Raw genomic sequence first — 14098 nt, forward strand, 5'->3', positions numbered from 1 at the left:
CGCGACGATGAATACCACCATAGTCAAGCTGCTTCTCAGTCGTCTCGGCATCGGCGCCCTCACCTTGCTGATCGTCTCGATCGTCGTCTTCGGCATCACCAACCTGCTGCCCGGCGACGCCGCGCAGGAATCGCTGGGCCAGGCGGCGACATCTGAGGCGGTGGCCGCGCTGCGCGCGCAGTTCGGCCTCGATCAGCCGGCGCCCCAGCGCTATGCGCACTGGCTGATCCAGCTGCTGAAGGGCGACGCCGGCGTCTCGCTGGTCAACGGCCAGGCGATATCGGCGCTGATCGGCGACCGCCTGCCCAGCTCTCTGGTGCTGGCCGGCGCCACGGCGCTCGTCTCGGTGCCGCTGGCGCTGTCGCTGGGCATACTGTCGGCGATGTTCCGCGGCTCGCGCTTCGACCGGGGCATGAACATGCTGGCCGTGTCGCTGGTATCGGTGCCCGAATTTCTGATCGCCACCCTGGCGGTGCTGCTGTTCGCGGTCAAGCTGCGCTGGCTGTCGGCACTGTCGCACACGGCGGACATCGAGACGCTGGGCCAATTCCTGCGGGCTTACGCGATGCCGGTCTTCACGCTGTGCTGCGTGATCGTCGCGCAGATGGCCCGCATGACGCGCGCCGCCGTCATCGACCAGCTACGCTCGCCCTACGTCGAAATGGCGCGCCTCAAGGGAGCGCGCCCCGTTCGCATCGTCTTGATGCACGCGCTGCCCAACGCCATCGGCCCGATCGCCAACGCCGTGGCACTGAGCCTGTCGTACCTGCTCGGCGGCGTGCTGATTGTCGAAAGCATCTTCAACTATCCCGGCATCGCCAACCTGATGATCGACGCCGTCACCACCCGCGACATCCCGCTGGTGCAGGCCTGCGCCATGATCTTCTGCGGCGCCTACCTGCTGCTGGTGATGCTGGCCGATATCTGCGCCATCCTGTCCAACCCGAGGTTACGCAATCTATGAGCAGCTCCACCCTTGCCTCCCTCCCGCTTGTCCGCGCGCTCACCGGCGCCTGGTCGACCCTGTCGCCGGCCGCCCTGCTTGGCCTGGCCATCGTGGTGTTCTGGCTGATCGTCACGCTGGCAGGTCCGTCGCTGTCGCCGCACGACGCCTCGGCCATCGTCGACGCCGACGTCTTCGGCTCCATCAGCTGGCAATTCCCGCTCGGCACGGACTATCTGGGCCGCGACATGTTGAGCCGCATCCTGTACGGCGCCCGCTACACGGTGGCCCTGGCCCTGGCCGCGACCGTGCTGGCCAGCGCCACCGGCACGCTGCTCGGCCTCTACGCGGCGGTGGCCGGCGGCTGGTTCGACGCTTCGCTTAGCCGCGCCCTGGACGCGCTGATCTCCATCCCCAGCAAAATGTTCGCGCTGATGATGGTGGCCTCGTTCGGCTCCTCGGTGCCGCTGCTGATCATCACCGCCGCCCTGGGCTTCATGCCGGGCGCCTACCGCATCGCCCGCGCGCTGGCCGTCAACGTGCAGGCGCTCGACTTCGTGCAGGCGGCCAAGGCGCGCGGCGAAGGCATGGCCTATATCGGCTGCGTCGAAATCCTGCCCAACATGATCCGTCCGGTGCTGGCCGATTTCGGCCTGCGCTTCGTGTTCACCGTGCTGCTGTTGTCCGGCCTCTCGTTCCTGAGCCTCGGCGTGCAACCGCCGGACGCCGACTGGGGCTCGCTGGTGCGCGAAAACATCGGCGGCCTCAGTGAAGGCGCGCCGGCCGTGCTGATGCCGGCGCTGGCCATCGCCAGCCTGACCATCGGCGTCAACCTGCTGATCGATAACCTGCGCGGCAAACGGAAGGACGTCCGATGAAACCATTGGTACAAGTGCAAGGTCTGCGGGTGGTGGCGCGCAACGATGCAGGCCTCGAATTCCCCATCGTCAAAGGCGTCGATTTCGCCATCAATGAGGGCGAGGTTCTGGCCTTGATCGGCGAATCCGGCTCCGGCAAGACCACCATCGCCCTGTCGCTGATGGGCTATGCGCGCAACGGTTGCCGCATCGCCGGCGGCAGCGTGCGGATCGGCGACAAGCAAGTGCTGGAGCTCGACGACGCCGGCCTGTCCGGCCTGCGCGGGCGCACAGTCGCTTACATCGCGCAAAGCGCGGCGTCGTCCTTCAATCCTTCCCGCACGCTGATGGACCAGGTGGTGGAAAGCGCCGCCATCCACCACACGCTGACGCGCGCCAGGGCCGAAGCCAAGGCCGTGGAACTGTTCCGGGCCCTGGCGCTGCCGGACCCTGAGCACATCGGTGCGCGCTATCCGCACCAGGTCTCGGGCGGCCAGTTGCAGCGCGTGATGGCGGCGATGGCCTTCATCACCGACCCGGCGCTGGTGATCCTCGACGAGCCGACCACCGCGCTGGACGTGACGACGCAAATCGAAGTGCTGCGCGCCTTCCGCAACGTGGTGCGCCAGCTCGGCACCACGGCGGTGTATGTGTCGCACGACCTGGCGGTGGTGGCGCAGATGGCCGACCGCATCGTCGTGCTGCGCGACGGCGAAATCCGCGAAGACGGCGAGACCGCGCAAGTGCTGGAGGCACCGGCCCACGACTACACCCGCTGCCTGCTGGCGGCGGCCGAACCGGTGGAGCGCGATATCGGCGTCGTCGCGCCCGAGCCGCCGCGCATGCCGGTGCCGCTGCTGCAAATACGCGGCCTGTGCGCCGGCTATGGCCCGATCGGCCGCGACGGCCTGCCCGCCAAGCGCATCCTGACCGACATCGACCTGACCATCGAACGCGGCGCCACCGTCGGCGTCATCGGCGAATCCGGCTCCGGCAAGACCACGTTGGCGCGGGTGGTGGCCGGCATGGTTCCCAGCGCGCGCGGACAGGTGCTGCTGGACGGCGCGCCGCTGCCCGACGGCAGCCATGGCAGGACGCGCGAGCAGCATCAGCGCGTGCAGTTCGTGTTCCAGAACGCCGACACCGCGCTCAACCCGGCGCACTCGATAGGCGCCATTCTGGCGCGGCCATTGAGTTTTTACCTGCACCTGCGCGGCGACGCGCGCCGCAAGCGCGTGCTGCAGCTGCTCGACCTGGTCAAGCTTCCGGCCTCCATCGCCGACCGTCTGCCCGGAGAACTGTCGGGCGGACAGAAGCAGCGCATCAATCTGGCGCGCGCGCTGGCTGCCGGGCCGGATCTGATCCTGTGCGACGAAATCACGTCCGCGCTCGACACCGTGGTCGCCGCCGCCATTCTCGACCTGATGGCGGAACTGCGGCGCGAGCTGAAGGTGTCGTACATGTTCATCAGCCACGACATCAATACCGTGCGCGCCATCTGCGACGAGATCGTGGTGCTGTACGCCGGCCAGAAGGTCGAGTCGCGGCCGCGCGCGGCCCTGGGCGACGCGCCCTTCCACCCTTACACCCATTTGCTGGTATCGTCGGTGCCGAAGCTGGAAATGGGCTGGCTCGACACCGTCTGCGCGCGCGGCGCCGCCCATCTGCCAAGCCTGGCGCCATCGCCGCAAGCCTCGGACGCCGCCCTGTGCGGCTTCCTGCCTCGCTGCGGCGTGCGCATCGATGGCCTGTGCAACCGCCTGCCGCCGCCACGCCAGCAACTGCCCAATGGCGGCGAGATTCTCTGCCACCACACGCCCGCCGCGCTGATCCCGCTGCAAGCACCCCTACAACGTTTTGAGGAAGTCGCATGAATCCACGCTTCGTCCGGCTGGCGGAAACCGTCCGCGCGCCGGTGCATTTTCACATCGATGGCCACCCCGCGCAGGCGTTGCATGGCGACACGCTGCTGGTGGCCATCATGAGCGTCGCCCGCACCTTGCGCAGTTCCGAATTCGACGACGGGCGCCGCGCGGGATTTTGCCTGATGGGCGCGTGCCAGGATTGCTGGGTATGGACCGAACAGGGCGAGCGCCTGCGCGCCTGCTCGACCGAAGTGCGCGACGGCCTGCGCATCGTCACACGGAATACGGAGGCGGCATGGCTGAACCAGGCGTAATCGTCATCGGCGCCGGCCCGGCCGGCGTGCGCGCGGCCGAGGAACTGGTCGCCGCCGGCCTGCGTCCCATCGTCATCGACGAGGGACGGCGCGACGGCGGCCAGATTTACCGCCGCCAGCCGGAACACTTCACCCGCAGCTATGAATCGCTGTATGGCGGCGAAGCGGCGCGCGCGCAAGCCGTGCACCAAAGCTTCGACGCCCTGCGCGGCAAGATCGACTACCGGCCCGAGACGCTGGCATGGAATATCTCTGAAGGCCACCTGCATGTGGTGGGCAACCACCGCACCGAAAAGCTGCCCTACGCGGCGCTGGTGGTCTGCTCCGGCGCCACCGACCGGCTGATGCCGGTGCCGGGCTGGGAGCTGTCGGGGGTGTTCAGCCTCGGCGCGTCGCAGATCGCCCTCAAATCGCAAGCGTGTTCGATCGGCAGCCGCGTGGTATTCCTCGGCAGCGGCCCGCTGCTGTACCTGGTGGCGATGCAGTACCTCAAGGCCGGCGCCAACATCGCCGCCGTGCTGGACACCTCGCGCCTGCGCCACCAGATCGCAGCGCTGCCAAAGCTGCTGGCGCGCCCCCGATTGCTGCGCCAGGGCTTGTCGTACATCGCGGCCCTGCGCAAGGCCGGCGTGCCGGTACTGTCCGGGATAACGCCGGTCGCCATCGGCGGCGGCGCCGAGCAAGGCGTCACCGAAATGTCCTACCTCGACGCCGGCGGCAAACCGCACACGCTGGCATGCGACGCCGTCGCGCTGGGCTACCACCTGCGTCCGGAAACCCAGTTGGCCGACTTGGCCGGCTGCGCCTTCCGCTACGACGACGAGACGCGCCAGTGGTTCCCGCAAGTGAGCATGGAAGGCCGCAGCTCCGTGGCCAACGTCTACCTGGCCGGCGACGGCGCCCGCATCCTCGGCGCCGAGGGCGCGGAAAACGCCGGCCGCCTGGCCGCCCTGTCGGCGCTGGCCGATCTTGGCCACGCCACCGACGCCGGCCGCGTCGCCACGCTGGGCCGCGAGCAGGTCAAGATGGAATCGTTCCGCCGCGGCCTGGTGCGGGCCTTCCCCTGGCCGGCCACGCAGGCCGCCGCCCTGCCCGACGACACCATCGTCTGCCGCTGCGAATGCATCACCGCCGGTGAGTTGCGCCGCGTCGTCAACGACATGGGCGCGCAGGAGGCCAACCGCGCCAAGGCCTTCAGCCGCGTGGGCATGGGACGCTGCCAGGGACGCTACTGCGCCAACGCCGGCGCCGAGATCATCGCCCACGCCGCCGGCGTGCCGCTGGAAAGGGTCGGACGCCTGCGCGGCCAAGCGCCGGTCAAACCATTGTCCTTCCTGACCCGCGAGGAGCAGACCTAATGAGCAATCCAACACAGGCCGACGTCCTGATCATCGGCGGCGGCATCATGGGCGCCTCCACCGCCTTCTTCCTGCGCCAGCGCGGCGTCTCCGTGATTCTGCTGGAGCGCTGGCTGGTCGGCCAGCAGGCCAGCGGCGTCAATTTCGGCAACGTGCGCCGGCAGGGGCGTTTCCTGTCGCAGCTGCCGCTGTCCAACCGCGCGCACAAGGTGTGGCTGCGGCTTCCCGAGCTGCTGGGCGAGGACGCGGAGCTGGTGCGCGCCGGCCACCTGCGCTGCGCCTACGGCCAGGAAGGCGCGGACCGCATGGAGGTCTACGCCCGCGAAGCGCGCGAATACGGCCTGAATCTGGAGCTGCTGTCGACCGCCGCTATGCGCAGCCGCTATCCCTTCCTTGGCCCCGAGGTGATCGCCGGCTCGCTGTCGGCGGAGGATGGCCACGCCAATCCCCGCCTGGCGGCGCCGGCGTTCGGCCGCGCGGCGGCGCGCGCCGGGGCGCATATCCACGAGAATACCGAGGTCAAGTCGCTATCGAAGGACGGTGTGGATTTTCGCGCGGTGTGCGCCGATGGCCGCGAGTTCACCGCGCCGGTGATGCTGGTTTCCAGCGGCGCCTGGGGCGCCAGGATGGCCGCCCAGTTCAACGAGCCGGTGCCGCTGGTGGTGCGCGGACCGCAGATGGCGGTGACCGAACCCATGCCCTACATCGTCGGGCCGTCGATCGGCGTCGCCGCCACCACGCTGGAGGAGACGCTGTACTTCCGCCAGGTCAAGCGCGGCAATATCGTCATGGGCGGCTGCGGGCGCTCCAACTCCACCACCGAACCGCGCACCGCGCCGGTGCTGCCGGAGCACACGCTAACGCAGTTCAAGCAGATGGCGCGCCTGGCGCCGGTGGTGACGAAACTGAATATCATCCGCGTATGGAGTGGCGTGGAGGGCTATATGCCGGACGACCTGCCGGTGATGGGTCCCAGCGCGACCACGCCCGGGTTGCACTACGCCTTCGGTTTTTGCGGCGCCGGCTTCCAGATCGGACCGGGTGTCGGCGAAACGATGGCCGAATTGATCGCCACCGGCGCCACCGACACGCCGATCGCGCCGTTCAGCATCGCGCGCTATGCCGCCCCGGCCCACGTGCCGACCGCGCACGCGACGGCGGAACCTTAGCGGAAAGACAAGCATGGATCCCTCAAATATTTTTTGCGACGTTTGTCATCCGAATCCGCATCCCATGCGTTATAGCTGTGCAGGACAACGCAATCGGTGCCATTTGATCAACGTCGCACTATCAATAAATGAGACATCATGCAAGCATATCAAAACGCCAACGAAGCGGATTTCCGCTGCCAGCATACGATTAATCCCAACCTGACGCAGGCCGTGCGCTATTGGGCGAGTGAGTTCGACGTGCCGCCATCGAAGCTGCTCGAAGTGGTCCGTGAAGTCGGCCGCAACCTGCTCGAAGTGCGCAAACGCCTGTCGACCTAGGTCGGACAGCGACTATTTACTGAAAAGCCAGCGCGCGCAGCCAACGTGCGCGCCAGCTCAGCGTGAAGGCCACAGCCATCGCGCCGGCCGCCGACAGCAATACCCACAGCACGGTCCCGAAACTCGGGCCGTGGCCCCACAGGCAAAGCCCGCAAGCGCAGGCCAGCACGCATGCCGCGCGCCAGCGCCAGCGCCGCAGCACATGCGCTTCCGGCGCGGGGCGGCCGGCATTGCCTGGCAGCGCGCGCCAGTTCCCCTCCTGCGACAACGCCAGCCAGGCGAATGCCACATACGACATCGCCGCCGCGCCTGACATGGTCAGCAACTCAAGCACGTTTGATCCTCCTGACCGCCATCAGCGCCAGCAGGGCGGCTGCAAACAACCCCAAGTCCATGCCGGCGACCGCAAACTGCCCTTGCGCCAAAGCCTTGAGCACATGTTCGCCGGTCGTCGCCCAGTTCAGGGCGACCGCCAGCACACAGAGGCCGGCAATGGCCCACAACTGCTCGCGCCATGCGCGGGTATGCCGCCACCATGCGTGGCAAAACGCCAGTATCCACACCAGATAGAACACGCGGATTTCCATCCCCGCGCGGTCCACGCCCGCATAGCCGGCGTCCGCCGGCAGCAAGCGATTGGCGACGAAGAAGACCAAGGTCGCCAGCAAAATACCGGTTACGCTGCCGATGGTCAGGCCCTCCACGATCGCCACACCGGCCAGCCCGTGCTTCGCGTGACGCGCGCGGCGCCCTTCCAGCCAGAATAAAAAGCCGGTGGCTATCATCACACAACCGGAGAGCCCGCCCATAAAGTACAGCCAGCGCAATGTCCAGCGCTCGAAGCGGACGAAGTGCAAGCCAGAGAAAAAGCGCTGCACCGTCATCACCGGGCCGGCCTCGAAACGCGCCAGCACCTCGCCGGTGGCGGCGTCGAAGTAGATCTGGTCCAGGTTCATCGTCATGTCGTGGGCATAGGAGCGGCGCAATTCGACGTAGCTGTTGGCGTCCCCCGGATTCCACACCCGCACAAAGTATGGCTGGCCGCCCCGCCAGTCCCGCTCCGCGCGATCGCGCATGGCGTCCAGCGACGCCAGGGTCCCGGGGGTGTTCGCCGGCTTGCGGGTATAACGCCCATAGGCCTCGGCGGTAAACGCGGCCTTGTCCTTCGCGGTGTCGCCATAGGCGCCGTAATACGATTGCGGGAAATAGATCGTCATGAAGATGACCAGGCCCGACAAGGCGATCGCGAAATGGAACGGCAACGCCAGCACACCGGTCAGATTGTGCAGGTCCAGGGCGCTGCGCTGCAGGCGCTTGCGCGGACGGAAAGTGAAAAACTGGGCGAGGATCTTCTTGTGGACGATCACGCCGGATACCAGCATCACCAGCATCGTCATCGCCGCCACGCCGACCAGCCACTTGCCGGTCTCCAGCCAGTTCAGATGCAGGTGATAGTGGAACGGCACGATGAAACCCGTCGCGCCGGCCGAGCCTTGCGGCGGCAGGAAGGCGTAGCTCGACGGGTCGAGCAGGCGGCCATGTTCCACACCGTCGGCGCCGCGATAGGAGAACTCCATCACCGGCGTGCGCGCGGTGGGCAGGTCGACACGCCACTGCCGCGCGCCGGCCGGCACGCTGGGCACCACCGCCTGCGCGATGCGGTTCAGTGAAGGAACCATCGCCGTGTCAAGGGCCTGCAGCCGCGTATCGGGCAGCATCCAGCGATCGATCTCGTTACTGAAGACGCTCAATGTCCCCATCCAGAAGATGGCGAACAACAGCGCGCCGATCGTCACGCCAGCCCACGTGTGCAGCGCCGCCATGGATTTGGTCAAGCTGTCCCCCATCCCGCGCCCCTCAGGCGATCGAGCGCCATAGCGCCCACATGACGGCAGCGCCGGCGCCAAAGCCCAGCCAAAGGCGGCCGATATGACGCACGCTGAAGCCCCACAGCAGCAGCACCAGATACAGCACAAAGCCGAGCATCGCCGCCAACGCCACCGCCTCGGAGCGCGCCATGCCGGCGCGGGACAGCGCCACCGACCCGACGGCCACGGTCAACGCCGTCAGCGCGTAGCCGCCGCCGACGGCGCCCAGAACACGTAGCGCAATAAAGGCGGCGCGCGGCATGCGGCCGGTGCGCTGGTCGGACATGTCAGAACCGCAGCGCGTAACCGAGGCTCACCGTGCGCCCACGCCCCGCGAAGTAGCGCTTCGGTTCCACCAGCGCGCTTTGCGAGTAGTAGGTGATGTAGCCGCGGTCGAACAGATTGGCCATCGACAGGCGCAGTTCACCATTTTTCCCGAGCTTGTAGTTGGCGCTCGCATCGACCAGCGTGTAGCCGCCGAACTCCTTGGCCGGATCGTCGAACGACTGGCTGAACGCGTGCTGCGCCTGCACGAAGGTAGAGAATTTGCCGTTCCAGTCCGCGCTCCAGGTGGCGATCAGGCGATTCGGCGCCACGTTCAGGCCATCCAGTTTAGCGTCCAGCGAACCGTTTTCGTCGCTGTCGTAACGGCCCTTGGTGTAGGCGTAGGAGAGCTTGGCGCGTTGCGCCTTGGTGAACCGATGGCCCACGCTCAAGTCCACGCCCTCGATTCGCGTCTTCTCACGCGCCATCATGAAGGCGCCGTTGATCGGCACCACGCGCGTACCGAAATCCGAATCGGAGCGGAACAGGCTCGCGTCCAGATCCCAGGCGCCGCTGTGATAGCGCCCGCCCACTTCCACGCTCTTGGTCAGGATCGGCTGCAGATCGCGCATATTGGCCACGCTTTGGCCGGCCGTGTTGATGGAGCGGAGCACCCGTCCGATATCCGGCATGCCGAAGCCCTCGGAGTAGCTGGTGAACAGCGATACATCCTTGACCGGATTCCACACCAGCCCCGCGTTCATCAGCGTTTCGTTGAAATCGATGGTGCCGCCCTGGACCAGCACGCGCCGGTACTGCGCCAGGGTGCGGTAGGTGTCGATCTCCAGATCGGCCTTTTCCTTGCGCACGCCGGCGTGCATCGTCAGCGTATCGAGCAGTTTATATTCACCTTGCAGGAACAAGGACAGGTTGCGGTATTCGGATTGCGGCACGTAGGTGCGGCTGGTCAGATACAGGTCCTGTTTGCCCTTGTCGAACAGCGTGTCGAAGCCTACGGTCAGCTTCAGGCGGCCGTTCAACAGATCGTCGCGGCTCAGGCCCACCTTGCTGCCGTACTTGGAGGCGACCGAGCGCGATTGATCGTACAGCGTGCCGGTTGGCGCGATCAGCGGGTCCTGGAAAGTCGCCGAGATGTCCGCGCCGAACAGGCCCTCGAACTCCTGGTTGAACACCATCGCCGACAGCTCCATCCCCGCCAGATTAGCGTGGCGGTAGCTCAGGCTCGAGGTCCACACATCGTTCCACGGCGCCGTGCCGGGCGGCGTGCCTTCGATGGAGGTGGTTGGGATGCCCCGCGCCCGATCCCCCGCCACGGCCAGGTAGCCGGCCTTGGACTTGATCTTGTAGCGGTTGACCGAAACCTGCAGGCGCTGGTCGTCGTCGATCCAGTAGCCCAGCTTCGCCAGCACATCGTAGGTGCGCGAGTCCATCAGATCGCCCTGCGTGTTGTCGGTGCCGATCGAACGGCCCTTGCCGTCCAGGTACAGGCCCTGGTCCTCGTACGACAACGCAAACAGATACTCGAACTTGTCGTTGCGGCCATCCAGGCGATAGGCGGTCTTGTAGCTGGCCGTCTCGGAGCCGACATCGCTGGTCGGCAGCGTGGTCTGCACGTCGATCGACTGGTTGAACGCGCCCTTCTCCGGCCGCTTGGTGATGATGTTGATGGTGCCGCCGGTCGCGCCAAGGCCATTGATCGCGTTCGCGCCCTGCACCACCTCGATCCGCTCCACCATCGAAAAGTCGATCGTGTGCGCCTCGCGGCCGGTCGGCCGCATCGGATTCGATTGCGGCACGCCGTCGACCAGCAACAGCGGCGTGCGGCCGCGCAGCGTCTCGCCGGAGCCGTTCATCTTGCCGCGGCTGGGCGTGTACGACGGCAGCACGCTGCTCAACACATCGGACGAATTGCCCGATATCGCCATCTGGCGCTCGATCTCTTCCTGCTTGATGATGACCACCGTTTGCGGCGCCTGGTTGGCGGCGATATTGGAGCGCGAGGCCGATACCAGAACTGCCGGCACGGCGGCATCGTCGGCCGCCTGCGCCGCGACTTGGGCCAACGCGTGAGGCGCCGACAAGGCGGCGAAAATGGTGATGACGGCGCCAGGCAGGCGCGCACGCGGATACAACGTGGGATTCAGGGATTTCACAGGGTTTGGCTCTCCGGTACATGGAACCACCCGTACCGACCAACATGGGTCTAAGAAGAAATCCGAGGAAATCGCCGGCGATCGGTGGGTAGATGGTGTGCTGGCTGGCGCCGGGAACCGCGCGTGGCTTGCAAATAAGAATGATTACCATTATCAGGAAATCTTTCTGTTTGGTCAAGCGCCCTATTTGCCCCCATAAGTGCGGCAGTGCACTGTAGCAGGGGCGAATCGCTGCCACCATTGTGAAACCCGATACCATTTATTTAACATCATGCATCCACAGCACACCACCAACACGGCGGACTTCCGCTTCCAGACCACCATCAATCCCAACCTCACGCAGGCGGTGCGCTACTGGGCCGACGAATTCGATATCCCGCCGGCCAAGCTGCTCGAAGTGGTGCGCGAAGTGGGCCGCAACGTCTACGAGGTCAGGAAGCGCCTGTCCGCGTAAAGACTAGAAGGTATAGCTCCCCTTGACGTAATAGTAGGCACCGTTGATACCGAACGGTGAAAAGCTCGGATACACATAGGCGTGCGAATACCCCTGCGAGATCGCCTTGTCCGGATGACGGTCCAGCAGGTTCTTGGCGCCCGCGCTCAAGGTCAGATGCGAAGTGACGTCGTAGCCGGCCTCCAGGTCGACGATCACGGTCGGATCGATATGGTTGGTGTGATACGGCGCCCCGCCGGTGTCGCCATCGGCCACCGTCAGCTCCGTCACCCCGTAGCGGGTGACGCGCAGGTTGCCGTTCCACTCGCCGTTCAGATAGCGCGCATTCAATATCAACTTGTTCTTTGGTGTCGCATCGATCACGGGCGATGCCGACGCCGGATTCAGTCCCCCGGCCAGCGTAACATTCGTGATTCGGTTCTTGTTCACATTCCAGCCTGCCGTCCATTTCACCTTTCCGGCATCCCCGAAATCTGTCGCGTAGTCGCCCGAGGCATCGAGCCCGCGCGTGCGCGTGTCGACGCCATTGGTCAGATAGCTGACGGTGGCGTCGGTGATGCTCGGATCGAGCACGCTGCCATGCGCGACGATGGCGGCATCCGCCCCGGCCCCGCTCAAGGTGCCGGATCCGATGATGCGGTGCCGAATCTCTATCTGATAGGCGTCCAGCGACAGATGCAGGCGCGGCGCCGGTGCGGCCACCAGGCCGACGCTGACATTTCTGGACTTTTCCGGCGCCAGGCGCTTGGCGCCGGCCAGCGTGGCGGCGTCCGAATTGGCCGGCAGGACCACGTCCGCATACGTCGGACCGACGTTGGTGATCGAGTGGTACTCCTCTTGCAAGGTCGGCGCGCGGAAACCGTTGCTGACCGTGGCGCGCAGCGCCAATGCCGGTGAAAAGTCGTAGCGGCTGGTCAGCTTGGCGTTGAAGGTATTACCGAAATCGCTGTAGTGTTCCTGGCGTCCGGCGAAACTCAGTTGCCAACCCGGCGCGGGACGGTTGCTGACGTCGACATAGGCCGCGTAGTTAGTGCGGTTGTGGGTGCCGGCATCGTTCAGCGCATAGCCCGCGAAACCGTCCGGACCGAAGTCGTAGCGCGACGCCGCGTCGCCGGCGCCGAGGCGATAGGATTCGCGGCGCGCCTCCAGTCCCAGCGCCAGCAACAGCGGCGCCGACCAGCCGACGTCCAGCGATTTGCTGGCGTCGGCGTTGTTGGTCCATTGGGAGAAGGTGTACTGGCCGTCGTAGAAGCGCGTCGGCGAGGAACCGGTGTCGCGCAACAGCGGACGGTTGACGGTGTGCTTGACACCGATGGCGATGTCGTCGCGGCCATAGGTGGAGCTGACGTCCCACTGCCAGCCGGAGTCGCTGCGGCCCTTGATGCCGGCCGTGAGCGCATAGTCGTTTTCATTGGTGGTCTCCAGTGGACTGAAGCCGAGCGGATAGAAAGTCGGCGCCTTGGTCGGGGTGCGCCAGTTCTGCCAGCTCTCGGCCTCGCGATGGGCGGCGGTGGCGAAACCATACACCTCGGTGCCGCCATCCAGCTGCAGCCCCGCGTTCAGGGCGACGGTGCCGAAGCGGCTGCGCGGATCGCCGGCCACCCTGCTCGGATAAGGATCGGAGCCGGGCGAGCGTGGCACCAGCGGGGTGCCGAAGCCGGACGTGGTCACCAGATCGGCGCCGGTCTGGTTGGTGAAGTCATGGTCGCGCACCTGCGCCGACAGGTGCGCGAATCCATTGGCGCCCAATTTGAAGCCCTGGTCCAGCGAGACATCGCGCGTCAGGCCGTTGTGCTCATGGTGGGGATTGACCTTGCTGTCGCCATAGGTGCCGATCAAGGCATTGAGCTCTCCGCCGCTGCTGCCGCTCTTCAGGATGATGTTGACCACACCGGCGATGGCGTCGGAGCCGTATTGGGCGGCGGCGCCGTCCTGCAGCACCTCGATGTGATCGACCGCCGATACCGGGATCAGGTCCAGATCCGCTGGCGAGGAATACTGGTTGGGACCCGAGTCGGCGGCGATGCTGGCGGTGTTGTGACGGCGCTTGCCGTTGACCAGCACCAGCACGTGGTTAGGCCCCAGCCCCCGCAGTTGCACCGACCGCACCATGTTGCCGATGTCGCCGCCGACCGATTGCGAGTTATACGACGGCACCACCGTCGTCAGCGCGTCGTACAGGTTGCTCGCGCCGGTCTGCTGCAAGGCGTCGGCGGAGATCACCGAGATCGGCGTCGCGCTGTCGCGGGCCTTGGCGCCGGCGCCGCGCGTGCCGGTGACGATCACCGTTTCGACGGTGCTGTCGGCGCCGGGGGTAGCCGATGTCTGCGCACGCAGGTCTCCCATCGGCGCCGCCAGCATGGCCGTCAGCGCCAACTGCACCGCGGCCGCCATGACGGTCCGGTTGTATCGGTTCGAGCTATTTTTTTGATACATATTATTCCTCGCTTGATGTGTTTTGGCTGGGTTCAAAGCCAAACCATTACAACATCGCACGCGAGGCCATCCATC

The 14098-nt window shown here is 66.1% G+C and carries 13 protein-coding genes; 8 read left to right on the forward strand and 5 right to left on the reverse strand.

The genetic code is table 11. The annotated features are described in order from the left end of the window. Nucleotides 1–7 precede the first annotated feature (7 nt). The 7 genes from AC07P1_RS20450 to AC07P1_RS20480 all read left to right on the forward strand — a co-directional run bounded on the left by AC07P1_RS20450 (nt 8) and on the right by AC07P1_RS20480 (nt 6827). Entirely contained in the window at nt 8–964 is a 957-nt protein-coding gene (locus AC07P1_RS20450; protein ID WP_494697540.1) for an ABC transporter permease, read from the forward strand. Next, nucleotides 961–1821 (forward strand): ABC transporter permease, encoded by an 861-nt coding sequence (locus AC07P1_RS20455; RefSeq protein ID WP_494697541.1) that lies wholly within the window; start codon nt 961–963, stop codon nt 1819–1821. The genes AC07P1_RS20450 and AC07P1_RS20455 overlap by 4 nt, the downstream gene beginning before the upstream one ends. Then, entirely contained in the window at nt 1818–3674 is a 1857-nt protein-coding gene (locus AC07P1_RS20460; RefSeq protein WP_494697542.1) for an ABC transporter ATP-binding protein, read from the forward strand. Before AC07P1_RS20455 ends, AC07P1_RS20460 begins: the two co-directional genes overlap by 4 nt. Beyond that, nucleotides 3671–3979 (forward strand): (2Fe-2S)-binding protein, encoded by a 309-nt coding sequence (locus AC07P1_RS20465; RefSeq protein WP_494697543.1) that lies wholly within the window; start codon nt 3671–3673, stop codon nt 3977–3979. The genes AC07P1_RS20460 and AC07P1_RS20465 overlap by 4 nt, the downstream gene beginning before the upstream one ends. After that, entirely contained in the window at nt 3961–5337 is a 1377-nt protein-coding gene (locus AC07P1_RS20470; RefSeq protein ID WP_494697544.1) for an FAD/NAD(P)-dependent oxidoreductase, read from the forward strand. Before AC07P1_RS20465 ends, AC07P1_RS20470 begins: the two co-directional genes overlap by 19 nt. Beyond that, complete coding sequence (locus AC07P1_RS20475) at nt 5337–6506, forward strand: NAD(P)/FAD-dependent oxidoreductase (RefSeq protein WP_494697545.1); 1170 nt, start codon at nt 5337–5339, stop codon at nt 6504–6506. Before AC07P1_RS20470 ends, AC07P1_RS20475 begins: the two co-directional genes overlap by 1 nt. Before the next feature lie 138 nt (nt 6507–6644). Continuing rightward, a complete protein-coding gene (locus AC07P1_RS20480; RefSeq protein WP_090314197.1) occupies nt 6645–6827 on the forward strand; it encodes a DUF3606 domain-containing protein in 183 nt (60 codons plus the stop codon). Between the two features lie 16 nt (nt 6828–6843). Here AC07P1_RS20480 and AC07P1_RS20485 read toward each other — a convergent pair whose 3' ends face one another. From AC07P1_RS20485 to AC07P1_RS20500, 4 genes are read right to left on the reverse strand one after another with little or no spacing between them, the layout of a single operon-like run. After that, nucleotides 6844–7161: a DUF3325 domain-containing protein gene (locus AC07P1_RS20485; RefSeq protein WP_494697546.1), complete on the reverse strand. Its 318-nt coding sequence runs from the start codon at nt 7159–7161 to the stop codon at nt 6844–6846. Continuing rightward, nucleotides 7154–8662 carry a PepSY-associated TM helix domain-containing protein gene (locus AC07P1_RS20490; protein ID WP_494697547.1) on the reverse strand — a complete coding sequence of 503 codons (1509 nt, stop codon included), beginning with the start codon at nt 8660–8662 and terminating at the stop codon, nt 7154–7156. Before AC07P1_RS20490 ends, AC07P1_RS20485 begins: the two co-directional genes overlap by 8 nt. A gap of 22 nt (nt 8663–8684) precedes the next feature. Further along, entirely contained in the window at nt 8685–8981 is a 297-nt protein-coding gene (locus tag AC07P1_RS20495; protein ID WP_494697548.1) for a hypothetical protein, read from the reverse strand. Between the two features lies 1 nt (nt 8982). After that, nucleotides 8983–11133 (reverse strand): TonB-dependent receptor, encoded by a 2151-nt coding sequence (locus AC07P1_RS20500; RefSeq protein WP_494697549.1) that lies wholly within the window; start codon nt 11131–11133, stop codon nt 8983–8985. Nucleotides 11134–11404: 271 nt separating this feature from the next. On the opposite strand from AC07P1_RS20500, the gene AC07P1_RS20505 reads away from it, so the two are divergent. Continuing rightward, the gene (locus AC07P1_RS20505) at nt 11405–11587 is read left to right on the forward strand and encodes a DUF3606 domain-containing protein (RefSeq protein ID WP_494697550.1); all 183 of its coding nucleotides are present in this window, start codon (nt 11405–11407) and stop codon (nt 11585–11587) included. A gap of 3 nt (nt 11588–11590) precedes the next feature. On the opposite strand, the gene AC07P1_RS20510 is transcribed toward AC07P1_RS20505, so the two are convergent. Beyond that, nucleotides 11591–14023 (reverse strand): TonB-dependent receptor plug domain-containing protein, encoded by a 2433-nt coding sequence (locus AC07P1_RS20510; protein ID WP_494697551.1) that lies wholly within the window; start codon nt 14021–14023, stop codon nt 11591–11593. Nucleotides 14024–14098: the final 75 nt, after the last annotated feature.

The sequence above is a fragment of the Duganella sp. GW821-FHT07F09 genome, assembly GCF_059418705.1.

Bases quoted from the DNA above. Each gene is read 5' to 3' on its own strand.
- AC07P1_RS20450 (WP_494697540.1), top strand. From the start codon at position 8: ATGAATACCACCATAGTCAAGCTGCTTCTCAGTCGTCTCGGCATCGGC.
- AC07P1_RS20455 (WP_494697541.1), top strand. From the start codon at position 961: ATGAGCAGCTCCACCCTTGCCTCCCTCCCGCTTGTCCGCGCGCTCACC.
- AC07P1_RS20460 (WP_494697542.1), top strand. From the start codon at position 1,818: ATGAAACCATTGGTACAAGTGCAAGGTCTGCGGGTGGTGGCGCGCAAC.
- AC07P1_RS20465 (WP_494697543.1), top strand. From the start codon at position 3,671: ATGAATCCACGCTTCGTCCGGCTGGCGGAAACCGTCCGCGCGCCGGTG.
- AC07P1_RS20470 (WP_494697544.1), top strand. From the start codon at position 3,961: ATGGCTGAACCAGGCGTAATCGTCATCGGCGCCGGCCCGGCCGGCGTG.
- AC07P1_RS20475 (WP_494697545.1), top strand. From the start codon at position 5,337: ATGAGCAATCCAACACAGGCCGACGTCCTGATCATCGGCGGCGGCATC.
- AC07P1_RS20480 (WP_090314197.1), top strand. From the start codon at position 6,645: ATGCAAGCATATCAAAACGCCAACGAAGCGGATTTCCGCTGCCAGCAT.
- AC07P1_RS20495 (WP_494697548.1), bottom strand. From the start codon at position 8,981: ATGTCCGACCAGCGCACCGGCCGCATGCCGCGCGCCGCCTTTATTGCG.
- AC07P1_RS20505 (WP_494697550.1), top strand. From the start codon at position 11,405: ATGCATCCACAGCACACCACCAACACGGCGGACTTCCGCTTCCAGACC.
- AC07P1_RS20510 (WP_494697551.1), bottom strand. From the start codon at position 14,023: ATGTATCAAAAAAATAGCTCGAACCGATACAACCGGACCGTCATGGCG.